The organism is Halomonas sp. Mc5H-6, assembly GCF_024124705.1.
Classification (GTDB): Bacteria; Pseudomonadota; Gammaproteobacteria; order Pseudomonadales; family Halomonadaceae; genus Vreelandella; species Vreelandella subterranea.
This window is the reverse complement of sequence record NZ_JAMXSI010000001.1, coordinates 87,945-111,259: the sequence shown is the minus strand read 5'-3', so window position 1 is coordinate 111,259 and position 23,315 is coordinate 87,945. Positions and strand designations below refer to the sequence as shown.

The window sequence follows — 23,315 nt, the reverse complement described above, 5'->3', positions numbered from 1 at the left end:
TTAGGCGCTTTGGGCAACGGGGGGATGGCACTGGCGCAGTATGCGCCTGGGCCATAATGAGAGGAGGTTGATTCACTCATACCGCAGCGGCCTCTTGCCGTTGCTGATACGCTGCCATCTCGATCTTCCCAAGCTGAGGCGTTAGCTGACAGCGCTGTTGGCCCCAGGGGTACTCGATCTGCGCCTTGAGATGAGCGGCGCCATCTCCCCTCTTCCAGGCTTCCAGATCTAGGTCGCGCCAGAAGCGTGGGTCGCGTCCGGTTTTCTGGTCATACTCGGCGGTGGTGGGGTCTAGGTGGCGAAAAGGCTCCAGGCGGGGCACGTCCGGCAGCGGCTGGCTGACGTCCATGTAGCGCTGCAGCATATCCCACGTGGCGTGCACCTCGTGCTTGTGATCGACGATGGCGCTGAGCGACGTCTGGTTGAACTGTTTGCCGGTATAGCGGTGCACGAACATCAGCCGATAGAAGATACCGCCACGCTGTATCACACGCTCCACATAGCCATCGAACTCGATGAAGGGCGCCACCAAGGGAGGCTTTTTCTTGCCCTGGGCAAAACTCACCATGCCAGTCTGGCGATTAAGCTCGCTCTGTCGGTTTTGCATGTAGCGGTTGGTTCTACTCGCAAACCATTTATGGAATGGCGTGAGCAAAAAGCTGATTATTTTAGCCAGACCGTTAAAAGCAGGTTGTGTTGTATAAACAGTGGCAATCATAGCCAAACAAAACCCTACAATTGCCACCAAGGGAATAGCAATGCTAGCAAAGGTTCTGTTGTATTCAAATACGGCATCAGAAATGCTCAAAATAAAAAAATAAGGAACAGAAAGTAGGAAAAAAAAATAAGCTACTGGGAATGCCATCAACAATACAGATAACCCCAACTGGCTTTTAATAAAGCGGATCCGCTGATGATCCCACCACCAATCACCCGATTCATAGAACTGCTTGTCTTTTTGATCCATGTGCTGAACCAACTCGGCATCCGCGCAAACCTGCTGATGGGGGTCGATATAGGCATAATCACCGAAAGGTAGCAGGTCTTCACCTAGACGGCTTCTTTCCTTAGGCGCTTTGGGCAACGGAGGAATGGCCCCGCCACGGTATGTGTTGGGGCCATAGTGAGAGGAAGTCGTCTCAGTCATACCCGAAATTCCTTGATATACCAATAACGTGGATCCTGGGGCTGTCCCGTCAAGGTGTGAATTAAGTTGGTGAAGGGGTTGTTAACCGTCCGATTTGACCGAGCAGGCAGTTCACTGTGCTGACTTTCCTCATAGGGTTCGTACGCTGTCAACATCGGGGTCGGCAGCACCATTTCGCCCAGTTCCCAATCGACTTTGGCCTGCATGGCGACCCGAAGGCGGGAAGTAGACGTTACGGCAGTGCCGCCCATCTCGAAGCTTTCTTCTGCCACTTTGCGCTTGACCAGAAAACGTACGGCGCTTTGCTGTGGCAGCAGTTGGCGTTTGCCAATTTCGAAGGGTTCCGGTTCCCTGGTGATTTGCGAGAGCTGTTCATAAGTACCAAGTGGGGTAGTGGTGCCGGTATCGGTCTGTTCCAGCTCCTGCACGGCCAGGTTCAGCGTTTCTCCAATCTTGTAGCGGCTGATTAGCGGCGTGCTGATGGTCACGACATAATCACGCTTGCTTGGTGCTTCTCTTTTTGATTCCCAGACGCTATCCAGCAATGCCTGGCGCTCATTGGGTTCCAATGCACCGTAGCGTGTAACGTTAATCTCGACAGGGCTAAGCTGTGTCAATAGCTGTGGGTAATAGGCTTGGTCATCCATTGACGCCATATCACTACTTGCGTGTGTGCCCAGTGGCCCACACCTTAGCAATTGTTCAAAAGGGGTGTCCTGGTTCATGGCGGCATAGCTGGTGCCGCCAATGGCTAACCCCAACCCCAGTAGCGCCCAGCCCCAGCCAGGAATCATTACCAAGCCCGTCATCAAGGGGGCGGCAAGAAACAGCGAGCCTCCGACAACCGCTATACCATGGCCTATTGCGGCATCATAGTCGCCCTGTCGCAAGCTGTTGCGGAGATCCCATGAGCTAATACCAACAGTAGCAAGCCCAGCAAGGAAGTTAAAAAGCCCTAAAGTACGCACAAGCGTATTTGCTCCAACCTTAGATAACCTAGCTCCAATCAAAGGCCAATTTTTCATTTCAAGCAGCGGTCTCTGAACAAATCCACCAACTTTAGAAGTGGAGTTTGGATATATAACAGCATGGAGCTTCATAGATGCCGCACTTAGGTCAACCAATGCACTAAAAAATTTAGCTAACTGCTCTGAAAATTGGCTAACATTCTGAGCATGGCTAAATGCTGCAGCTTCTCTGGCCAAGTTATAAATAGCAAACCCCACCAACACTCTCGACACCGCCGGGCCATCGATCACCACTTTGGCCTGCCCGGCAATTTTCGCTAGGCGTAGTTGGTTGAGTTTAGTTGCCTCGGGGTGCCCGACGGGCAATACGTATACCAGGGTATGCCCCGCCACCTGGCGGATGGCATCGTCTACCTCCGCGGACATGCGTTGCGGGCTGGTCGAGGCACTTACATTGCCTCTTGGATCCACCTGCTCGGCGTAAAGGTAATCCCGCTGGGTCCGCAGGGCACCACTGGTACGGTCGCGGTCGGTCAGTCCCCATTCGATGCCATCGCCATGTACGCCGATGATGGTATAGCGGCTCAAGTCGACGTCACCACGTGGCATGACGTGGAGTTCGCCCCGCAGGTTGCCATCGATCAGATTGGCGTGGTTTCCAACGGCAGTGAATGTACGCCTTAGCTGAACGATCTCCACATCGTCACTGACCTTTTCGGCTGCCCGTAGCACCGCCTGACTCCACTGCCCTACGATGGTGCTGATCAGCCCGCTGACCTTACCGGCATTGGCCAAGCTGATAACGTCGCCTTGCTGGGCAAGCTCTTGTGCCGAGAGGTTCTGCGCGATGACGCCCAGAGATTCCATGCCTAAGCCGGTGGCACCTGCGTCATCAATATCGCTATCGTTTCCGGCCAGCTGACGGAGAAATGCTGGCCGAAAGTTGCCGCTGCCATCATTCTCGCTTTCTTCGCTGTCTGAGTCATCACACCACAGCGCTTGCAAATCCTGACGGCTCAGCAACCGACTGAGCAGCGTCTTAACGTTGGCCCCTAAAGCGGCTGCGCCTTGTTCACGCAAGATGCCGGGCAATTGCTGCAACACACCTAGCAAGTCACCACATAGCGCATAGAGCTCGCATATGCCTAATTGATGATGGCTGCTGTAATCGCGCAATACCGCCACTAAGGTGCCGTCATTGATCAGTGCTTCCAATAATTCGATGTGATGTTGCACCCGCGCTACGGCATGATCGCGCTCAGCCTGATTCAGTGTTTGATTCAGTTTTTCCTGGTCAATGGTGTCGCGGTATTCAGCCAGAGGCGTCTGTTGACCATTTTCGGAGACATCGTAGAGCGCCTGGCGCACTAATTTAGCGGAATGTGCCAGTGGTTTGTCGCTGAGCAGGCTATCGAGACCGTCCAGATAGTGCTGGGCGAGGTGAAGTTGGGCCAGGCCATGACGCAGCGTAAACAGGGGATCCGGCAGTGCCACGGCGACGATGCCAGCGTTGTCCCGAATGCTCGCCAGGAGATCGTCGCCTGCCTCGACTTCCAGGGCAAGGGTAGCCGCCCGGTCGGTTTCACCGGCCTGCTCCCACAGTGCCTTGAGCCTGGTGCACAATTCGTCGCCCGCGGGTGCGGTAAAATCGGCCGTAAAGGTTTCGGGTGCTTCCAACATCAGTTCGATGCCAAGATCACGCTCGCGCAGCGCTGGTTGGTCGGCCACGCGCCCGGCGGGAAAGCCGGTCTGCATGGAGAGCTGCTTCTCAGTATCGAAAATCACGGCATGGGCGTGCCCGACGGCGGTGGTGCGAACTTCAAGTTGACCGGGGTTTGCTTCCAGCCAAGTAATATAAGGCCAGCTCCAAGCAATCTCGCTGTAGGCGAGGCGCACACGATGCAGGGTAGCCTGTCTCTGCAGCATGGCTGGCAGCAGGACGTCATCGAGCCATTCGCCTTCGCTGTCGCGCTCGTTCGGGGGCTGGCCCTTTTCAGCCTGCTCACGATAGTGCATCAAATCCACATCGCTGAGCTTACCGTCGGGACCTATCTCGAGTTCACGCCACAAGCGGTTGTCGAAGAACACGTACAAATAACCTGGACGCAGCATAGCGGCGGCGATGCCGGTATAAGTCGTGACACCATTCTGTTGCACAGGACGGTCGCGGCCAACTTCCGCCAGGGGACGAACGGCCAGCAGCGTGTTGTCCTGCAGCCTGCCATCGGTACGCTCAAAGACGGTTCGGGCGTGCTCCACCAGTGGGATCTCAATGTCACCGCCGCCTTCACGCTTGGGAATGACCAGTGCCAGGGTGCCGTCTTCTTCGTCTTCGTACTCAGCCCGCCGTCGAACGCCCAGGTCGGTGTCTTCGTCTTGCAGTTCCTTGAGATCGCCTTCGCTCATCAGTTTTGCTCCCCTTTTGACGGGCGACGCTTCTTGCGCAGGCGCGCCTGCTGACCATCCTGGCCGCCGCTGGTCACGTCGACGAGGAACTCCCGCTTGCCGACTCCTTCCGCCTCGGCCCGCTTGGCCTGCTGGCTGGGTTCATGGCCCGAGAAGTCAGTGCGAGCGTACTTCTCTCCCTCTGCATGCCGGGGTAGCCCTGGCGGGCGGGCTTCTTGCCCACTGCCTTTGCCCGGACTACCCCCAGAGTTGATCTTGACCTGGGCGCCAACGATGGTAACGCCGCTGGGATCGATTTTCAGGAAGCTGCCCCCGGCCTCGAGTGTGATCTCCGCACCAGCATCGATCACCGTTTTGCCGCCAGATTTTTGATGCACTTCCTGTCCCGCTTCCAGCAGTTGTGCGCGGCCGACTTTTTCGTGGCGGGTGCCGTCGACCATCAGGTGGTCGTCGCCGTCGATCTTCGTGTGGCGGTTGTTGTGCACCGTGTGGTGATCGTCGTTATCGATCTCACTGATGCGGTCGTTGTGCACCTTGAGGTGGCTGTCGCGGCGGATCTCTTCGGTGCGGTCGTTGAGCGTCAGCAGCTCCAGATCTTTCTGAGCATGGAGCCAGATTTGCTCTTCGCCTGCTTCGTCTTCAAAGCGCAGTTCGTTGAAGCCGTTGGCCTTGTGGCTTTGGGTGCGCAGTACCGTGCGGGTCTTGTGTTCCGGCAGCGGGTACGGCGCGGTGTTGACGGCGTGATAAGTACGACCGGTGACCAAGGGCTGGTCCGGGTCGCCTTCAAGGAACGAAACAATCACCTCATGGCCGATGCGCGGAATGGCAATACTGCCGTAGCCGCCGCCCGCCCAGCCCTGGGCGACCCGCACCCAGCAGCTCGCCGTTTCATTGGGCTCGGCGTAGCGGTCCCAGGGGAACTGGACCTTGACCCGGCCGTATTCGTCGCAGTGGATCTCTTCGCCTTCCGGGCCGACCACAAAGGCGACCTGGGGGCCGTCGACACGGGGCTTGGGATTTGACGTGGCGCGCCAGGGGGCATCGCCGGGGATCAGCGTGACCTGGTTGTGGTAGCGGGTCATCCCGTTGGCATCGCCCTGAGACTCTTTACCGACAAGCATGCCATCTTCTTCCAGCGCCTGGGGCTGTTCACCGTGGTGAAGAACACTGATGGCCTGCCAGTCGCGGTTGAGACTGTCGGTGTCGTGGTCGGTCAGGGTGAAGCGCAGGCCGGGGGCGAGTTCGGGCAGGTCGCTTTCGGCGCTGGCGGTGATCGCCTCGCGGCGCAGCTGCTCCAGGCGGATACGAGTGAACGGCTCGCCGGAGGCATCCTGCTTGTAGCGGCCGGGGTAGTCGTAGTGTTCGTAATCGACCTGCTGTCCATGGCCTTCCACATCACGGCCCAGGTGGTCGTGCAGCTGCGCATAGGCGGGATGTTTAAAGCTGTAGTCTTTCAGCGTGGCGGACGAACTCGCCACCCGGGCAGTGTGGCTGAGCTTGCGCAAATGGCGTGTGGGCGCGGTGCCACCCGCGCGACTATGGTAGGTGAGCTCGCCTAGGCTAGTGAGCACCTGAGGGTCATCGGCAAACACCAGCCGATGGGCGCCGCCGTCACTATCCTCGAACTCATGGAAATAGAACAGCCCCTCTTCCGCGGCCAGGCGCTCGATAAAGGCGAGATCCGTCTCGCGGTACTGCACGCAGTATTCGCGTTCGGGCAGGTCGCGGGTGACCGCAAAGGCCACGTCGCGAATGCCCCGTTCATCGCATAGGGTGTTGATGATGGTAAGCGGATCCACTTTCTGGAAAATCCGCGAATTGTGGCGCAGCGAGAGCCGCCAGAGCGCCGGGCGCAGTACCAGGGAATAGAAGGTGCGCCGGTGGCCGCGGTCGCCCCGGCCAAATTCAGCGATAATCCCATGTACTCTGCGCAGCGGTTTGCTGTCCTGCCAGATGGTCAGGGTGGCTTCACGATCCAGGAGGTCGGCAGCATCCAGACTACCATCACGGCTGGCCAGTTTGAGCGTCAGTTCGAAAGGCTGGGAGAGCGCTTCGCGGTGGGTAAAGTCGATCACTTCGACATCATCCACCCCCGGAAGCGCTAGGGTGAATTGCAGGCCTGCTTGGTTCGCCCCCATCCTTTCCGACATCATGCCGCTCCCTGGATCGTTATCTGCTAATGAGAAACGGTCAGGGTAGCGGCACTATCTGGCAGAACAACCCAGCCCAGGCACGAAACGTCAATGTCTTACAAAATTTTAAGAAATATCTTACAAAATGGCGATTAAGCAGGTGCGAACACAACATCCTGAGAGAGCTTGACTAAGTTCGCCGAAGGGCGGCAAGCCTATTTGGCCTCAGCGCCTTAAAATCACCAGCCAGCGGCCCAGGTTCATCACGCTGGCAAGCGACGCTGCCACGTAGGTGAAGGCGCAGGCGGTCAGCACATGCCGGGCGCCGTGCATATCTTTAGGGGGCACATATTCCTTCAGTAGCGGCAGGGCCCGGTTGAAGCTGGCATCAAACTCGACGGGCAAGGTGACCAGATGTACCAGTGCCGCGGTGCCGAAGCTGATCACGGCCATGACGATGACCAGTGCCAGCCCCCCAGGCAACCGGGTAAGAATGAACAAGAACGGAGCTGCCATCATCAATATCGCGCCCAGCTTTTCCGCCTTTTGGGCGACCTTGACTAACCGGCTGCGGGCCAGCAGGGGGGCATAGCCTTCAAAGTGCTGAATGGCATGCCCCACTTCGTGGGCGGCAACGGTCACGGCGGTGAGGGAACGGCCGTCGAAGTGGTCAGGCGTAAGCCGCACGCAGCGGTCTTCAGGGTCATAGTGATCGCCGTGTTCGGTGCGCTCTACCCTGACGCCTTTCACACCCAGACGGCGCAACAGGTGCTCAGCCAGCTCTGCTCCCGTGCCTGGGTAATCATCACGCCCCTGGGTGTGACGCTTGAGTACCCATTTGGCCCACAGGTTAGGCAGCACAAAAATCGCCAGGGCGAAGATAATCAGCACAACGAACATCATGGCTCCCAGACCTCCAAACGGATTGACAGGACCTATTAGACACCTTTTCTACAGGACGTGACGACCGTGAAGGATGAAAGTACCTATTTTATTCGCTGGCAGCCTCCTGGTAGCTTTTGTAGACGTCACGCTTGACCGCCTGAAGCCCTCGCGCCGAGATATAATCTTCCGCATGGGCGTGCTCGGCGATCAGCACGCTATCGGCGGCCAGTACCAGTTGGCAGTCGGTGTCGGCCAGTTCGTTGCGTAAATTCTGAATAGCCTCTTCCCGAGCGGGATCTTGATCGACACGGCGAATATAGATGGACTTGATACGCCCAGGGTAATCGCGGACCACCTCGCTATACACCTCGGGGTCATGCTGACCGCTATCGCCTATCAAAATACACGGCAAATCATCGAACAGGGCCAACATATGATCGATCAGGTCCCGCTTGTGTGCCTCCGCTCGCCTCGGCCAGGGATGGCGCCACGAGATACCCCATTCCCTTAGAAACAGGATAGGGCCTACCGGAATTCGGTTGAGTTGAAAAAAGGCTTCCAGCATTTCATAGATGGCCCAGGGCCCCCGGGAAACATACAGAATGGGCCGTTCGGCTTTATCGCTGGCACCGCGATGCAGCGCCTGATAGAGGGAAGCAACGCCAGGAAATGCGGTACGGCGGTGCGGCTTGCGCACAAACAGGCGGTACAGCATCTTGAGCTTTTCAGCCACGCCGGTGAACATCACGGTGTCATCAATATCGCTGATCACCACCAGGTCTGCCTCGGGTGGGGGGACGTAAATTTCTACCTGGGTGTGAACCGGCCGCTGGCCTTCAGCCTGCACCCTGATGTCAGCGACATGCCACGACACATCAATGGGCAGCGGGTGACTGATCGGCAGGTGGACGTAGAAGTAGCCATCGCGGTCGGTGGTAACGCACAGCTGATTGCCACCCAGAGTAAGCTCGACCCCCGCACCGGACAATCCGCGACGGAAAATCCGCCGGGCGACGTCGGCTGTATCGCGAAGCATGCCGCGCCTGGGGATGGCGCGGCCCAGGGCGGCCTGACGGAACACCCTGCCCATGACGAAAATTTCGCGCTGAGACCCGTAGCCACGATAGGGGTGAACCATCATGCCGCCGCGGCCAAGATCACGTTTCATGGGCTTGGCCATCACATGGGTAAGCCGCTTAACGAAGCTTGACCACTGGCGAAACACCTTCATCAAGCGTGCTGGCCTGAATGACGTCCTTCCTGCAGCTCTTCCAGAAGCTTGGCATTAAAGTCATCAAGGTCTTTGGGGGTGCGGCTGGTAACCAGTCCGCTATCGACCACGACAGGCTCATCTACCCAGTTGGCACCCGCATTACGCAGATCCTGGGCGACGCTCGCCACCGACGTCATACGACGCCCTTCTACGACCCCCGCATTAATCAGAATCCAGGGGGCATGACAAATAGCCGCTACCGGTTTACCTGCCTGAAAGAACGCTTTCGCAAAATCCAGCGCATCATCATTGAGGCGAAGCGCATCGGGATTAAACAGACCGCCCGGCAGTACCAGTGCGTGATAGTCAGATTCGTTGGCATCAGCAAGGGCCGCATCGGCATCGTAGGTTTCGCCCCAGTCCGTTTCGGCCCAGGCACGAATACCTTTCCCTTCTGGCGTTACGACATGCACCTCAACGCCATTTTTCTGAAGCGCCGCACGGGGGACGCTTAATTCGGATTCTTCAAAGCCATCGGTCGCCAGAATAGCAACGCGTTTTCCATTCAGTGCTTGGCTCATCATGCTCTCCTTTTCGTGATGAATATTCGTTAACAACACCTGACCAGTGTGGCACCTACTGTACAATCGTCAAGCCAGACGTCCAGTGCCTGCGGCGCTAGGCGTTGTACAGCACCTCGCCCATCTGACGAATATCATAGCCACCCAATGCCTCAGCACGCTGGGCAAACCGGGGCTGACGGGTAAACGCCAATAGCGCCTGCATGCTCGGCTCGAAGTAGCTGCGGCGATGCATCATTAAATCGAACTGCTCGTCGTAAAGCGGGATAAAGTCAAGTTGCTGACGCCGCGCCGCTGCTTCAACGCCGAGCCCGACATCCGCCTCGCCTTGCAGCACGCTCAACGCCAGGTCGTCTTCGTTCAAGCTCGGATGAGCCGCCCAATCAATCGCGGTGGGCGCGATGCCCGCCTTGCCGAGCAGGTATGTTAACAACCGAGCGGCGCCAGCACCGGGTTGGCGATGAGCAACGCGTGTCTTGGGGCGAGCCAGATCGGCAAGGCCGGTAATCCCCAAAGGATTACCAGCGGCAATCAATAACCCCTGGCGCCGGATTGCCCAGCGCAGCACGACCAAATCTTTTACGCCGCCCAACCCCAATAAATGCGGCTGGTTGTATTGACCGCTATCAGGATCGAGCAAATGCACGCCGGCAACCATGGCGCGGCCCTCCAGCAGGCGGCGAACGCCGTCGCCGCTGCCGTGAAACAAGCTGGCCAAGTCGGAGCGACTTTCGCGAATGGCCCATTCCAGTAACGGATCCTGACTACCGGCCACCACCGCAGGCGGCGGCTGGCGTTGGGCCTGATCACCTTCAAGGTGGTTGAGTACCCATAAATCAACCTGTTGACGAGGAAAGAGCAATTTCCCCGTCACACGGCTACAAGGTATCTGACCCTGGCGCACCAGGTCGTAGACCTTGCGCTCCTTGAGCCGTAAATAGTCGGCCACCTCGCTGGTGGTTAAATAATTGACGCTCAACGACAGGCCCTCAGTGTTTTATGCTGCATATAGCTGCACCAATTTCAGCATAGGATGCATCTTTGCATATTAACGATCATGCTGCCTACCTACACCACATCATGCTGACTATTTGACCATGCCCGCTAGCGATAATGCCTTTTTAACCGCGCTGCAGCTTATTCTGCACATGGATAGCGACCTGTTCGCGATTGTGTCGTTGTCGTTGCAGGTATCGCTCGTGGCCGTTGCGCTCGCCGCGCTTGTGGGGTTACCGCTGGGTGCCGCCCTGGCGCTTTGGCGCTTTCCCGGTCGCAATGGTGTGATTATCGTGCTGAACGCCCTGATGGGCTTACCTCCCGTAGTCGCGGGGCTTTGTGTTTATCTGCTGCTCTCGCGCGCCGGGCCACTGGGCGAATGGGGGCTGCTGTTCAGCCCTACCGCCATGGTGGTGGCTCAATGGGTGTTGGTGTTGCCGATTATTGCCTCGCTGACACGCCAGCAAGTCGAGGCATTACACGGCGAATACGCCGAACAGCTTCAATCCCTGGGTTTATCCACCGCCAGAATGATGCCCACCCTGCTTTGGGACGCCCGCGTCGGGCTGGTGACCGTCATGCTGGCGGGGTTTGGGCGTGCCAGTGCTGAAGTCGGCGCGGTAATGATTGTGGGCGGCAATATCGAGGGCGTGACGCGGGTCATGACCACCAGCATCGTGCTGGAAACCAGCAAGGGCAATCTGCCTCTGGCACTGGGGCTGGGCATTATTCTACTGGCATTGGTGACGCTGATTAATGCGATGGCCCACCTGATGGGCGAAACGGCCAAGAGGCGCTTGGGATGAATGCACCAACGTCCATACTCTCGCCTATCGCAGACCTGCAGCTTGATAGCGTCAGCTTTGAGCACCGCGGCCAGTCGCTGTTAGCACCCACTTCGCTGACGCTGTCGGGGTGCCGTCGTACGGTCATCATGGGCCCAAACGGCGCGGGCAAAAGCCTGCTGATGCGTCTGGCACACGGGCTACTCAACCCAACGACCGGGCGTATCAGCTGGCATGGCCCTACCCCGGTACAGGCGATGGTCTTCCAACGGCCGGTGCTGCTTCGCCGCTCGGCGCTTGATAACCTCACCTACGTGCTGGGTATTCATAAAGTGCCCCGCGCCCAGCGTAAAGAACGTGCCTATCGAGCCCTCGACATCTTCGGTTTAACCTCCCTCGCCCACCGTCCGGCCCGGGTACTCTCGGGTGGCGAGCAGCAGCGGCTTGCCCTGGCCCGTGCCTGGCTGCTCAACCCCGATGTGCTGTTTCTGGATGAAGCCACCTCGGCTCTGGACCCGGCAGCGATCAAAGCCGTGGAAGATGCCGTCATGACCTTTCACGCAAGCGGCACCCGCATTGTGATGACCACTCATGACTTGCATCAGGCCCAACGCCTGGCCGACGACGTGGTGTTTTTACATAACGGGCAATTGAGGGAACACAGCCCCGCCGAGACATTTTTCTCCGCGCCTCGCTCGTCAGAGGGTCGCGCATTTATCCAGGGTGAACTGGTTTGGTAACCCTGAGCATCTCGCAAAAAGAAGGAATCGTGACATGAAAAAGACCGCGATCATCACCAGCGCAAGCCTGCTAAGCCTGGCCTGGGGAGGTCTGGCGCTGGCCGATAACGACTACATCACGCTGGCCTCTACTACCTCGACGGAAAATTCAGGGTTATTTGATGCCATCATTCCCAAGTTTACCGACAAAACCGACATCGATGTCAGGGTGGTTGCCGTAGGCACCGGCCAGGCGTTTGAAACCGCACGTCGCGGCGACGCCGACAGCCTGCTGGTTCACGACACGGCAGGCGAGGAGCAGTTTGTCGCAGAGGGTTATGCCACCGAGCGCCTGGATGTCATGTACAACGACTTCGTGATCGTCGGCCCCAGCGATGATCCCGCTGATATTCAAAGCAGCGAGACGGTGAGCGAGGCCATGCAACAGATCGCTGAAAGCGAGTCGGCCTTTGCCTCGCGGGGTGATGACAGCGGCACCAACCGTGCCGAGCTGCGTTTATGGGAGGACGCAGGCATTAACCCGCAAGGCGAGTGGTACCGAGAGCTGGGCAGTGGGATGGGCCCGACGCTCAATACGGCCGCTGGTATGAACGCCTACACGCTCACCGACCGCGCCACCTGGGTGTCTTTTGAAAACCCGCAGGACTTGACCTTACTGTTTGAAGGCGATGAGGCGCTTTTCAATCAGTACGGTAGCCTGCTGATCTCGGAAGAACGCCACCCTCATTTGAAGCATGACCTTGCCGCCCAGTGGCATGAATGGCTGGTCTCGGAAGAGGGCCAAGCCGCCATTGCTGATTACGAGGTCGATGGCCAGCAGCTGTTTTTCCCCAACGCGAAATAACCTACCGACAGGTCATCGATCAAAAAGCCCCTCAGGCAAGCTGCCGGAGGGGCTTTTATCTCACCGCATGGCGAATCTTACCCAGTCGATGCCAGGTAAAAACCTACAGCAGCTGGCGAATATCCTTGGCTTCCCAATGCGGAAAGTGCTTACGCACCAGGGCGTTGAGATCGCGCTCAAACGCCGCCCAATCGGTTTTTGCCGGGCCACTCTCTGACGCATTCGCCACGCCACGGATCATGCCTGCGCCGACGGTCACATTGGTCAGCCGATCGATAATGATAAAGCTGCCGGTACCGGGGCTGCTGCGATAATTGTCAACCGGAATCGCCGCCGTTAACTCGACCTCGCAGCGGGCGATGGCATTCAAGCTCAGCGAATCCGCAGCGTGCTTCTCAAGGGTGTTCACGTCGATCTGGTAGTCAATCGCGCTGACTTGCCCTGAGAGATCCCGCGTGGCGAGCTTGAAGTCGTACAGCTTACCCGGCGCCAGCGCATCTTCGTGCATCCAGACGATATCCGCTTCAAAGGCGTTTGACAGCGGCAATGCCTCGTCGGCGCTGACGAGCCAGTCGCCGCGGGAAATATCAATTTCATCGTCCAGCGTGACGGTGATCGCCTGCCCCGGGTACGCCGCCGTCAAGTCACCCTCAAAGGTCACGATCCGCTCGACGCGCGAGGTTTTACCCGACGGCAGCACCTTCACGGCTTGACCAGGGCGCAGTACGCCCGCCGCGAGCGTGCCGCAATAGCCACGAAAATCCAGGTTGGGCCGATTGACATACTGCACCGGCAAACGCAGATCGGTAAGGTTCTGGTCATACGTGACCTCGACGCTTTCCAGCAGCTCAATCAGCGTTTTGCCTTCGTAGCCCGCCGTGTAATACCAGGGGGTCTGCTCGCTGGGATTGACGACGTTATCGCCGTTGAGCGCCGACATCGGCACAAAGCGAATATCGGGGGCGTTCAGATTGGTTGCGAAAGCACGATACTCTTCGACGATCTCGTTAAAACGCTGCTCGGAGAAGTCGACCAGGTCCATCTTGTTGACCGCAATGACCAGATGCTGGATACCCAGCAAATCGGCAATGAAGCTATGGCGGCGGGTTTGCGTCTGCACGCCGTAGCGCGCGTCTATCAGGATCACCGCCAGGCTTGCGGTAGACGCTCCCGTGGCCATGTTGCGGGTGTACTGCTCGTGCCCCGGGGTATCGGCGATAATGAACTTGCGCTTATCGGTGGAGAAAAAACGATACGCCACGTCGATGGTGATGCCCTGCTCGCGTTCCGACTGCAGGCCATCGACCAGCAACGCCAGGTCAACGGTATCGCCGGTGGTACCGCTGGTTTTGGATGCCTGGGTGATCGCCGCCAGTTGATCCTCAAAAATCATCTTGGAATCGTGCAGCATCCGGCCAATCAGCGTGGACTTGCCGTCATCGACACTGCCGCAGGTGATAAAGCGCAGCAGGTCCTTGTTTTCGTGTTCGTGCAGATATTGCTCGATGTTGTCGGCAATCAAATTGGATTGGTGTGACATTAAAAATACCCCTCACGCTTTTTCTTTTCCATCGAGCCGGCCTGGTCGTGGTCGATGGCGCGGCCGCTGCGTTCGCTGGTCCTGGTCAGCAGCATTTCCTGGATGACTTCGGGCAAGGTGGCGGCCTTGGATTCCACCGCACCGGTGAGCGGGTAGCACCCCAGTGTTCTGAAACGCACCCATTTTTCTTCCGGTACTTCGCCCGGTTCCAGCGGCATGCGGTCGTCGTCGACCATGATCTGCATGCCGTCACGCTCGACCACGGGGCGCGGGGCTGACAGGTACAAGGGCACAATGGGGATCGATTCCAGGTAGATGTACTGCCAGATATCCAGCTCGGTCCAGTTGGAGAGCGGGAACACGCGGATCGATTCGCCCTTGTCGACCTTGGCGTTGTAGATATTCCACAGCTCCGGGCGCTGTTTTTTCGGGTCCCAGCGGTGGTATTTATCGCGGAAGGAGTAGACACGCTCCTTGGCACGGGACGCTTCCTCGTCGCGCCGGGCACCGCCGAACGCGGCGTCAAACCCATGCTTGTCCAGCGCCTGCTTGAGCGCCTGGGTTTTCATGATGTCGGTGTACTTGGCGCTGCCGTGATCGAACGGGTTGATGTTCGCCGCCCGGCCTTCCTCGTTGGTATGGACGATAAGCTCCATGCCCGCCTCTGCCGCCATGCGGTTGCGGAACTCGATCATCTCGCGGAATTTCCAGGTGGTGTCGATATGCATCAGCGGGAACGGCGGCGTACCGGGGTAAAACGCCTTGCGCGCCAAGTGCAGCATCACCGAAGAATCTTTGCCGATGGAGTACATCATCACCGGGTTGGAAAACTCGGCGGCAACCTCGCGAATGATATGGATCGATTCCGCTTCGAGCTGCTTTAAGTGCGTCATGCGCGCAGCACTTGGCGCACCGGGCATTTCAGGCCGCGACGCGGCTGAAGGATTGGAAAACTGGGACATGGCCGACTACCTCACAAAAACAAACCTGTGGCACTGCGCAAAAGCTGAGCGCTAAGATGTGGGTAGGGTAACGTCTTGGCAATAATAACCCAAAAGAATTAATAACTATCTTTTTATTCTTTTACTGCCTATGAGTTCAAAAAGCCTTCTTGGCGGCTAAACCGTGACGCGCTCGACCCAGGTTTCCCACTGATGGTCGTGGAAATCAAGGATGCGATAACCGGGGCGCGATGCCTCATCGATCATGAAGTGCTCTGCCCCGGGCATGAATTGATCGGAAATCGCCGGGCAGCCATAAACGGCAACATCATGGGTGCTGGCTAGATGATGCTGGGCATAGGTCTGGTGGGCATGACCAAACAGAATGATCTTGACCTGGGGAAATGCGCTGATGACCTCCCAGAACGCCTCGCGGTCCTGCAACCCGATGGCATCCATCCAGGTCGCCCCCACGTCAACGGGAGGATGATGCATCGCGATCAAGGTGGGTCGGTGATCGCACTCAAGCTTCGCCGACAGCCCCGCCAAGGCATCACGGCCCAGTTCACCGTAGGGCTCGCCCTCAACCTGGGTATGCAGCAGCAGCAGGCGCCAGGGCGGCAGCGACACCTCATCGACCAACGGATGCTCTGCTCGCATCAGCGCGAGTTGGTCGTGATTGCCCGCCATCCAGGCCCACGGACAGGGCAACTGCGACATCGCCTCAGCGGCCAGCTCATAAGAGGCTGCCGTTTCGTCCTGACTGACATCACCGGTCAACACCACGAAGTCGGGCCGCTCAGCGATGGCTGCCTGCAGCACCCGCTGCAGGTGGTGCCAGGGCACACCCGCGCGGGATCGCGCTTGTTTATCCGCGTACAGGTGGGCATCGGTGATTTGCACCAAACGCATCAGGGCAACTCCGGCACGTCAACAGTGTGTCCATGCGCCAGGGCATGGGCCAGCCATTCGCCGAGAAAACGATTCAACTGCAGCTTTTCATCCGGCTGGTGCATGCGGGCATTAGGGTAGCGGTAGCGCCCTCTGAAATGGCGCTCGCGCTGAAAGTCGGTAACTTCCGCCATGCGAACGTCGTGGTAAAGATGCACACGCATCGTGGGACCTTCCCACAACGTATCCATGGGGCTGCTTTGGGACACTTCCAGCATGGTGGTGTATGGGGCGTTTTGCAAAATCTTGAGTTGCAGATCACCGAAATCCTGGTCATCGCCGCGCAAGGCAATGTTGCGTTGCTGGTCGCCTTCCAGGTCACCTACCAGGCGAACCAGGCGCAAATAGTTGGCGCTGCACTCGGCTTGGAGCGTCTTCAAATCGGTGACATAAGCCATTTTCGCCATGATCACTCCTCGTCGGTTTCGCCCTGCGGGGGGATTGGGCGGGAAGCGGCGCGTAAAGACGCCCGCTGACCTGCCAGCCAATGCAGTGCAATCAAGCACATGGCGTTGTCGAGTCTTCCCTGCCCCATGAGTTCCCATACAGTGGGAAAAGACACCACATGAACGCGAATATCTTCATGCTCTTCAGCCAGGCCATGAACCCCGCCCAGCCCTTGCGTATTGATCAAGCCGCAGAACAGCGTCACGCGCTCGTTACAGGCGCCTGGGCTGGGATAGTAGGTATGCAGTTTGGTCAATTGGCCCACGTGACAACCAGCCTCTTCCAGGGCTTCACGGCGGGCAACCTCTTCCAGTGACTCGCCCTGCTCGACGAGACCCGCCACGAGTTCCAGCTTCCATGGGGTATGCGGGTCGTCGACGGCACCGGCCCGAAACTGCTCAACCAGCACCAGGCTATCGCGCTCGGGGTCGTAAAGCAGCACCCCCACGGCATCAAAGCGATGGTGGACCTCGCGACGCATGACGTCGCTCCACCCGCCTTCAAACAGGCGATGGCGAAGCTCTAACGCTTCCAGGCGAAAAAAGCCCTGATGCAGCGTTTCGCGTTTGTGCAGTTCAACATCGTCGCGGCCTAGCGGCGTATTGAGCAAAGACGTGCTGGCGCTGGATGCCATAAGGCGCTCCCGGTGATAACAATTGTCCTATTATCAATGCTTGCCACCGGGAATGCCAATTTGTGGAAGATGTTATAGCTCGCCGAGCAGCGCCTCAGCGTCACGGCGCAACGCTTCATCGGATTGTTGGCGACCCTCGCGGGCGGTGCCGTCCACGGCGCGCTGAGCATGCTCCCGAGCCGCCTGGATATTGCCTTCTTCCTGCAGGAAGGTCGCGTAGTAATAGTTGACATCGATGCCGTCAGGGCGAATCTGCAAGGCGCGCTGAAACATCTCGTCTGCCGTATCACTATCGCCAAAACCAATCAGCCCGCCGGGTACGCGGTCGTACAGTGCCCCCAAGGTCACATAAGCAGAGCCGTTATTGCCTTGCGGATCAATCTCGACAGCACGTTCGAGGGTATCCCGAGCGTCTTTGGCAACGCCCAACGCACCAAGGCCACCACGTTCACGGGCATAAGCGGCCAATACCACCCCTTTCCAGACCAGCACCTCGGCTTCGTCGCTGTGCTGCTCGGCAAGCTGGGTCACTTCTTCAGCCAGGCCACTAAGCGCAGCCTCCCGCTCGCTTTCAGGCATCTCCGTTACCGTGTACTCCCAGCGGTTCTTAAGCGAGAACAGCTCGCTCTCATAAGCCACCGCGTTAAACGACGCGAGCGCCAGCGAACTGCTGAGCGCGGTCATTGCGAAATAGCGCACCAGGTTTGAGTGGGCCATTATCAACTCCTTAACTTGTTGTTGTCGGATAACTGCCAGTCGGCAAAATAAGTCACACAGACAATGTAACGAACGTTTGAATTAATCGCCAGTCGCAAATCATTAGACGAGACTCTTCGCCGTACCCTGGCAAATCGCGTTAAAGTGGGGATCGCCTAACCAGAAGGGAGTTGGCAATGAAAGGCCGCAACATGACACGTTGGCGCGACCCGGCAAAAGACCCGCGCCAGGAACCAAAAAGCAACCTGATTACCGCTGAGGGTGCAGCCCGCCTGAGAGGCATCCTGGACCATCTCTCTCGGGTAAAACGCCCGCAAATTTCGGCGAAAGTGGGCGAAGCGGCCGCCCAGGGTGACCGCAGTGAAAACGCGGATTACACCTACAACAAAAAGGAACTCAATCGCGTCATCGCCCGCATTCGTTACCTCACCAAGCGCCTGGATGAGCTCCAGGTGGTGGACCGCCTGCCAGCCAACACGCAAAAAATATTCTTCGGGGCCTTTGTCAGCCTGGAAGACGAAGAAGGTGAAACGCTGTCTCTACGTATTGTTGGCCACGATGAAACCGATACGCAAAAACGCTGGATCAGTATCGATGCCCCCATGGCCAAGGCCTTGCTGGGCAAGGAAGTGGGCGAGGATATAACGGTGCTCACGCCCAACGGAGAGACGTTCTATACCGTGACGGCCATTGACTATGCCCCCAAGCAGTAATTAAGCGCGATAGACCCTGAACCGGCGATTATCCGCCAGGGTCTGGAACTGTTCAAACGCACTCTGGAGCAGGTCCGGATACGGCAGGAACGCATTGGCAACCAGCATCAATCGCCCCCCTGACGTCAAGTGGGCCGGCGCCTGGCGGATCAGGCGCTGACTGGGCCCATAGCTGACATCACGCTCCTGATGGAAGGGCGGATTGCTGACGATGAGATCAAAGCGTTCGCCTTGCAAAGCGCTGAATACATCACTTTGCAATACACGGCCTTCGAGCCCGTTAACCCTCAGCGTTCGCAGAGTCGACTCAACCGCAAAGGCGCTGACATCCACCGCGGTGACCTGATGCCCGCGATGGGCCAGCCAGGCGCTGATAATCCCGTCTCCGCAGCCCATATCCAGCACGCGCAGAGGGGCGCTGAGTGGTCTGCTGGGAAGTTCGCCATCCAGAACGTCCAGGAGCAGCCGGGTGCCTTCGTCGACCTTGCCATGGCCAAACACGCCGGGGTGGCTGATCAGTGTCAGACCCAGGGCGTCGAAGCGCGTCCATACATCGTCCCCGGAAGCGCGCTTTACCGTGCGAGTCGCAAATAGGGAACAGCGTCGGGCGTTATCCAGCTTGTCGCACTCCATGCCTCGTTCGGCGAGCACCTTGGGGACGCGCTTGATGCCACCATTGTGTTCGCCGACGATCTCTATCGGCGTGTCGGCTGGCAAACCCTCACATAGCCACTCCAGCCACCAGATACCCAACTGATGGGCCTTGGGCCAGAGCAGCACCACTTCGCCTGCCAGAGACTCAACGCTCTCCTCCTCAAACGGGCTAAACGCTGACTTATCCCGAGCGCGCCAAGCATCAAGCACGGCCAAGTCAGCACTGATAACCCCCGCTGACTGATCGATCAGCCAGGGGTCCAGCGGCGGACCGACCACCCAGAGTGGCCCATGGCGGACTGGCTGTCGTTCAAGCAGTTGGCAGGCAGGCGTTTGGGCACTCATTCGCGGGTCTCCGGTTTGCTGAGGGTATAAAGCAGGTAGCGACCCAGACGCCAGTGGGGGTCCTGTCGGCAGTAGCGTTTTTCCAGCGCCAGCAACGTATCGCGCTCGTGCGGCGCTACCGCGGGCTGGCGTAAATAGTCCTGAAAGACCCGGATACCGGCCACCGACTCAACAACCAGGCCATTTTCCTCGCTCCACTGCACGACCTGGTCGTGGGTGATGGGCGAAATGGGCGTCAGTCGCTGCCCCCTGCCCTGCCCCTCTAGCTGGTCGCTTAAGGCTTTTTGCAAGTTGCCCTTGATGGCATTGGACAAGCGCAGCGCATCACGGTTAAACACCATGAGACTCAGTTGGCCGCCGGGAGCGAGCAAGCCCGCCAGCGACTGCATGGCCAAACGCGGCTCACCGAGCCACTCCAGCACCGCATGGCAGGCAATGAGTGGCCATGGGCCTGGAGCAAACTGCCCGACCGTTTGCAGAGGCGCTTGCAGGTAATCGATCGCATTGCCGGGCAGTTCATTGGCGTCGCGATGCCAGTTCTTGGCATGGTCCAGCATCTCGCCAGAGGGCTCTGTCATCGTGACCCTATGCCCTCGCTTTGCGAACCACGCGGCTTGCTGGCCAAGGCCACCGCCGATATCCAATACCGTTTGCTGCTGTAAATTCAGCATCTGCGGCAATAGATAGTCGAGCATTGCCAGGCGCAACTCACCTCTCGGCGCCTGGTAGAGCGAGCGGGAGAACTTGTCGACCAGGCCATCGAAGTAACGGTCGCCCGCTTGGGTCAATTCATAACGTGGGTGCATTCAATGGGCCGAGCGTTGTCTCAAAGCCGTGTAGTTTAACTTGCTTGAACGCGGAACGCTTGCCAGCCTTAACGAAATAGAACTCAACCCAACGGCAAACTTTAACGCTCGCTAACAAACATAAGAATAAATGCTATTGTTGCCATGGCTCGGCGATAAACAATATAAAGGAATAATTTACCATGTCTCATTCCACCTCTACCCCACCAGAAGTTCTCACCTTTGGCGAAGCCATGGCCATGTTTGTCGCGGATTCGCCGGGGGAGTTATCCGGCATTGAGGGTTTCCATCGCCGCTTGGCCGGTGCCGACAACAATGTTGCCATCGGCCTCTCAAGGTTAGGCTTTCACGTGGGCTGGCTAAGCCGGGTGGGGAGCGATAGCTTCGGCGAGTTTATTCAGGCGGCTTTAGCAGCGGAAGGTATCGATGACCGCTATATACACGTCGATGCACAGCACCCCACCGGACTGCTCTTTAAAGAGCAGGCCCAAAATGGCGCCGACCCGCGAGTCGAATATTTCAGACGTGGCAGTGCTGCCAGCCACCTGACTGTTGACGACGCCCGGAGTGTCGACTTTCAAGCACTTAACCACCTTCACGCGACGGGCATTACACCGGCGTTATCTGAAAGCGCCTGCCAACTTAGCCATCATTTGATGGAACAGGCCCGCGCCCATGGCGCGAGCATTTCCTTCGACCCAAATTTGCGGCCATCACTTTGGTCCAGCGAAAACGTTATGCGGTCGACCCTCAACGAACTCGCCGGCCGCGCCGACTGGGTACTCCCGGGGCTTTCTGAAGGCCAGCTACTCACCGGGCAGAAGACGCCTTACGACATAGCAGGCTACTATCTTGACCAAGGCGCCTCCGCGGTGATTATCAAACTGGGCCCGGAAGGCAGCTATTACCGTGGCAACCTGGATGGGCAAGAGGAGAGCTTTACGGTAAACGGTTGCCCTGTCGCTGAAGTAGTGGATACCGTAGGCGCAGGCGATGGCTTTGCCGTTGGCGTGATTAGCGCTCTGCTTGACGGGGGTACGGCACGCCAAGCCGCCCGCCGGGGAAATCTAATCGGTGCTCAGGCCATTCAGATGATTGGTGATATGGAGGGCCTGCCTAGTCGCGAGCGTTTACAGGCGCTTGAAGCAGAGCAGTCCTCTGACTAACTCGCCTCGCTTTTTTATAGCCGCCCAGGAGACAACAATGAAAAAACGTCTAGTGGTTCAAGGACGACTCAGCGATGCTCAGCGAGCAACGCTTGATGACTTGTTTAAAGTAGACGTGCTGCCGAAAACGACCGCCCTTGATGCCCCTGAGAACCGCGCGCTGTTAGCTGATGCTCATGGCATTATCGGCTCCGGCTTGGCGATTACGCCCGAGTTGCTAGACGCGGCACCTAAGCTGGAGGTCATATCCACCATATCGGTCGGCTACGACAACATCCCCGTCGATGAACTGACCGAACGCGGCATTATGCTGTGCAACACGCCGGATGTGCTTACCGAAACCACTGCTGATACAGGCTTTACGCTGATCATGGCCACTGCGCGCCGGGTGGTGGAACTAGCCGAGTGGGTGAAAGCGGGTCAATGGCAAGCCAGCATTGGCCCGGCGCTGTTTGGCAGCGATGTGCATGGCAAAACCCTGGGCATGGTGGGGTTTGGTCGCATTGGGCAGGCAGTGGCCAGGCGCGGTGCGCTGGGCTTTGGCATGCCGGTACTCTACTCCAACGCCTCCCCCAAGCCTGCATTAGAACGCGAGCTTGGCGCTAAGCGCCGCGAACTCAATCAACTGCTGGCCGAAGCTGACTTTGTATGTGTCACGGTGCCACTTACCGCCGAGACCGAACACCTGATCGGCGCCAAAGAGTTTGCACAAATGAAGCCAACCGGCATTTTCATCAATATCGCCCGCGGCAAAGTCGTCGATGAAGCAGCCTTGATACACGCCCTGGAGAACGGTGTTATTCAAGCAGCCGGGCTGGATGTCTTCGAGCAGGAGCCGCTCGCCGCCTCATCACCGCTACCGAAGATGTCCAATGTGGTCGCTTTGCCCCATATCGGCTCCGCCACCCATGAAACCCGCGACGCCATGGCCCAGCGGGCGGTGGATAATATTCGCCTGGCGCTTCAGGGCGAGCGGCCAATTAGCCTGGTCAATCAGGAAGCCTATCAATGAATTCTTCGCCGAACACGACCACACCGCTCTGCCTGCTGTTTGACTGCGATGGCACCCTGGTGGATAGCGAGATACTGCTTGCCGAGGTGATGGGCGAGATTCTTCCCGAATTCGGCTTACCCTTTTCAGCCCGGCAGTATATGGATGAATTTCGCGGGGTACGTTTCAAGACGATCGTTCAAACCCTGGAAAAGCGTTTTCAGGCGCTGGAAGAAGGCGCCTTCTCCCAGCTTGAAGCAGGCATGCGGGCACGCATGGAAGCCCGGATACGTGCCGAACTGGTAGCGATCGCTGGCATACCCGCCGTGTTAGAACAGTTAAGCAACCACCCTATGGCCGTGGTCTCCAATGGCCCCGAGCGGAAAATTCGCTGCGCGCTGGAAAGCACCGCGCTCGGCCATCATTTTGAAGGGAGGCTGTTTAGCGCCTACACCCTTAATGTGTGGAAACCCGACCCTGAGCTGTATCGCAAGGCGGCTGCCGCCTTGGGCTATACTCCCCAGCAGTGTGTGGTGATCGATGATGCGGCGGTGGGTGTCGAGGCGGGTCTGGCGGCGGGCATGCACGTGATTCATCTCAACCACTTTCCTGAGGAAGAAACCACCCCCGACGGTGCGATCGGCATTCTGCATGCCAGTGAATTACCCGCCGCTATTGAAAACCTATCCACCAATGTCACTGCTGACGTTTAG

At 58.1% G+C, this 23,315-nt stretch carries 22 protein-coding genes; 7 read left to right on the top strand and 15 right to left on the bottom strand.

Features of this window, described 5'->3' with window-relative positions:
• Window positions 1–76: 76 nt before the first annotated feature.
• The 7 genes from NH395_RS00515 to NH395_RS00485 form a co-directional block, all read right to left on the bottom strand.
• Window positions 77–1,147, bottom strand: a complete 1,071-nt coding sequence (locus tag NH395_RS00515; protein WP_253021623.1) for a hypothetical protein — start codon at window positions 1,145–1,147, stop codon at window positions 77–79.
• Entirely contained in the window at window positions 1,144–4,521 is a 3,378-nt protein-coding gene (locus tag NH395_RS00510; protein WP_253021621.1) for a toxin VasX, read from the bottom strand. Before NH395_RS00510 ends, NH395_RS00515 begins: the two co-directional genes overlap by 4 nt.
• Window positions 4,521–6,674, bottom strand: coding sequence for a type VI secretion system tip protein VgrG (locus NH395_RS00505; protein ID WP_253021619.1), 2,154 nt, complete (start codon window positions 6,672–6,674; stop codon window positions 4,521–4,523). Before NH395_RS00505 ends, NH395_RS00510 begins: the two co-directional genes overlap by 1 nt.
• A 204-nt stretch (window positions 6,675–6,878) precedes the next feature.
• Window positions 6,879–7,553 carry a zinc metallopeptidase gene (locus tag NH395_RS00500; RefSeq protein WP_366065060.1) on the bottom strand — a complete coding sequence of 225 codons (675 nt, stop codon included), beginning with the start codon at window positions 7,551–7,553 and terminating at the stop codon, window positions 6,879–6,881.
• Window positions 7,554–7,644: 91 nt separating this feature from the next.
• The gene (locus tag NH395_RS00495; RefSeq protein WP_253021615.1) at window positions 7,645–8,706 is read right to left on the bottom strand and encodes a phosphatase domain-containing protein; all 1,062 of its coding nucleotides are present in this window, start codon (window positions 8,704–8,706) and stop codon (window positions 7,645–7,647) included.
• A gap of 62 nt (window positions 8,707–8,768) precedes the next feature.
• Window positions 8,769–9,332, bottom strand: a complete 564-nt coding sequence (locus tag NH395_RS00490) for a type 1 glutamine amidotransferase domain-containing protein (RefSeq protein ID WP_253021613.1) — start codon at window positions 9,330–9,332, stop codon at window positions 8,769–8,771.
• A 97-nt stretch (window positions 9,333–9,429) separates the two neighbouring features.
• Window positions 9,430–10,311, bottom strand: a complete 882-nt coding sequence (locus NH395_RS00485) for a helix-turn-helix transcriptional regulator (RefSeq protein ID WP_253021611.1) — start codon at window positions 10,309–10,311, stop codon at window positions 9,430–9,432.
• Between the two features lie 118 nt (window positions 10,312–10,429).
• On the opposite strand from NH395_RS00485, the gene NH395_RS00480 reads away from it, so the two are divergent.
• Genes NH395_RS00480 through NH395_RS00470 form a run of 3 tightly spaced genes read left to right on the top strand, consistent with a single transcriptional unit; the run spans window position 10,430 to window position 12,697 of the window.
• A complete protein-coding gene (locus NH395_RS00480) occupies window positions 10,430–11,134 on the top strand; it encodes an ABC transporter permease (RefSeq protein ID WP_253021609.1) in 705 nt (234 codons plus the stop codon).
• On the top strand, window positions 11,131–11,853 hold the full coding sequence (locus NH395_RS00475) for an ATP-binding cassette domain-containing protein (RefSeq protein ID WP_253021607.1): 723 nt from the start codon (window positions 11,131–11,133) through the stop codon (window positions 11,851–11,853). Before NH395_RS00480 ends, NH395_RS00475 begins: the two co-directional genes overlap by 4 nt.
• Window positions 11,854–11,887: 34 nt before the next feature.
• Window positions 11,888–12,697, top strand: coding sequence for a substrate-binding domain-containing protein (locus NH395_RS00470; protein ID WP_253021605.1), 810 nt, complete (start codon window positions 11,888–11,890; stop codon window positions 12,695–12,697).
• Between the two features lie 103 nt (window positions 12,698–12,800).
• Here NH395_RS00470 and cysN read toward each other — a convergent pair whose 3' ends face one another.
• From cysN to NH395_RS00440, 6 genes are all read right to left on the bottom strand, one after another.
• Complete coding sequence (gene cysN, locus NH395_RS00465; protein WP_253021603.1) at window positions 12,801–14,237, bottom strand: sulfate adenylyltransferase subunit CysN; 1,437 nt, start codon at window positions 14,235–14,237, stop codon at window positions 12,801–12,803.
• Window positions 14,237–15,157: a sulfate adenylyltransferase subunit CysD gene (gene cysD / locus NH395_RS00460; RefSeq protein WP_253022403.1), complete on the bottom strand. Its 921-nt coding sequence runs from the start codon at window positions 15,155–15,157 to the stop codon at window positions 14,237–14,239. Before cysD ends, cysN begins: the two co-directional genes overlap by 1 nt.
• A gap of 198 nt (window positions 15,158–15,355) precedes the next feature.
• Window positions 15,356–16,090, bottom strand: coding sequence for a metallophosphoesterase (locus NH395_RS00455; RefSeq protein WP_253021601.1), 735 nt, complete (start codon window positions 16,088–16,090; stop codon window positions 15,356–15,358).
• On the bottom strand, window positions 16,090–16,536 hold the full coding sequence (locus NH395_RS00450; RefSeq protein ID WP_066317733.1) for a DUF1249 domain-containing protein: 447 nt from the start codon (window positions 16,534–16,536) through the stop codon (window positions 16,090–16,092). Before NH395_RS00450 ends, NH395_RS00455 begins: the two co-directional genes overlap by 1 nt.
• 2 nt (window positions 16,537–16,538) lie before the next feature.
• On the bottom strand, window positions 16,539–17,210 hold the full coding sequence (locus tag NH395_RS00445) for an NUDIX domain-containing protein (RefSeq protein WP_066317736.1): 672 nt from the start codon (window positions 17,208–17,210) through the stop codon (window positions 16,539–16,541).
• A gap of 72 nt (window positions 17,211–17,282) precedes the next feature.
• Complete coding sequence (locus NH395_RS00440; protein ID WP_253021599.1) at window positions 17,283–17,927, bottom strand: hypothetical protein; 645 nt, start codon at window positions 17,925–17,927, stop codon at window positions 17,283–17,285.
• A 176-nt stretch (window positions 17,928–18,103) separates the two neighbouring features.
• Between NH395_RS00440 and greB the strand changes: the two genes are divergently transcribed.
• The gene (greB, locus tag NH395_RS00435; RefSeq protein WP_082926006.1) at window positions 18,104–18,640 is read left to right on the top strand and encodes a transcription elongation factor GreB; all 537 of its coding nucleotides are present in this window, start codon (window positions 18,104–18,106) and stop codon (window positions 18,638–18,640) included.
• Here the strand turns inward: greB and NH395_RS00430 are convergent, their stop codons facing one another.
• The gene (locus NH395_RS00430) at window positions 18,641–19,639 is read right to left on the bottom strand and encodes a methyltransferase (protein ID WP_253021597.1); all 999 of its coding nucleotides are present in this window, start codon (window positions 19,637–19,639) and stop codon (window positions 18,641–18,643) included.
• A complete protein-coding gene (locus tag NH395_RS00425) occupies window positions 19,636–20,445 on the bottom strand; it encodes a methyltransferase domain-containing protein (protein ID WP_253021595.1) in 810 nt (269 codons plus the stop codon). The genes NH395_RS00430 and NH395_RS00425 overlap by 4 nt, the downstream gene beginning before the upstream one ends.
• A 182-nt stretch (window positions 20,446–20,627) precedes the next feature.
• Between NH395_RS00425 and NH395_RS00420 the strand changes: the two genes are divergently transcribed.
• Genes NH395_RS00420 through NH395_RS00410 form a run of 3 tightly spaced genes read left to right on the top strand, consistent with a single transcriptional unit; the run spans window position 20,628 to window position 23,315 of the window.
• Window positions 20,628–21,611, top strand: a complete 984-nt coding sequence (locus NH395_RS00420) for a sugar kinase (protein WP_253021593.1) — start codon at window positions 20,628–20,630, stop codon at window positions 21,609–21,611.
• A 37-nt stretch (window positions 21,612–21,648) separates the two neighbouring features.
• Window positions 21,649–22,623, top strand: coding sequence for a D-glycerate dehydrogenase (locus NH395_RS00415; RefSeq protein ID WP_253021591.1), 975 nt, complete (start codon window positions 21,649–21,651; stop codon window positions 22,621–22,623).
• Complete coding sequence (locus NH395_RS00410) at window positions 22,620–23,315, top strand: HAD-IA family hydrolase (RefSeq protein WP_253021589.1); 696 nt, start codon at window positions 22,620–22,622, stop codon at window positions 23,313–23,315. The genes NH395_RS00415 and NH395_RS00410 overlap by 4 nt, the downstream gene beginning before the upstream one ends.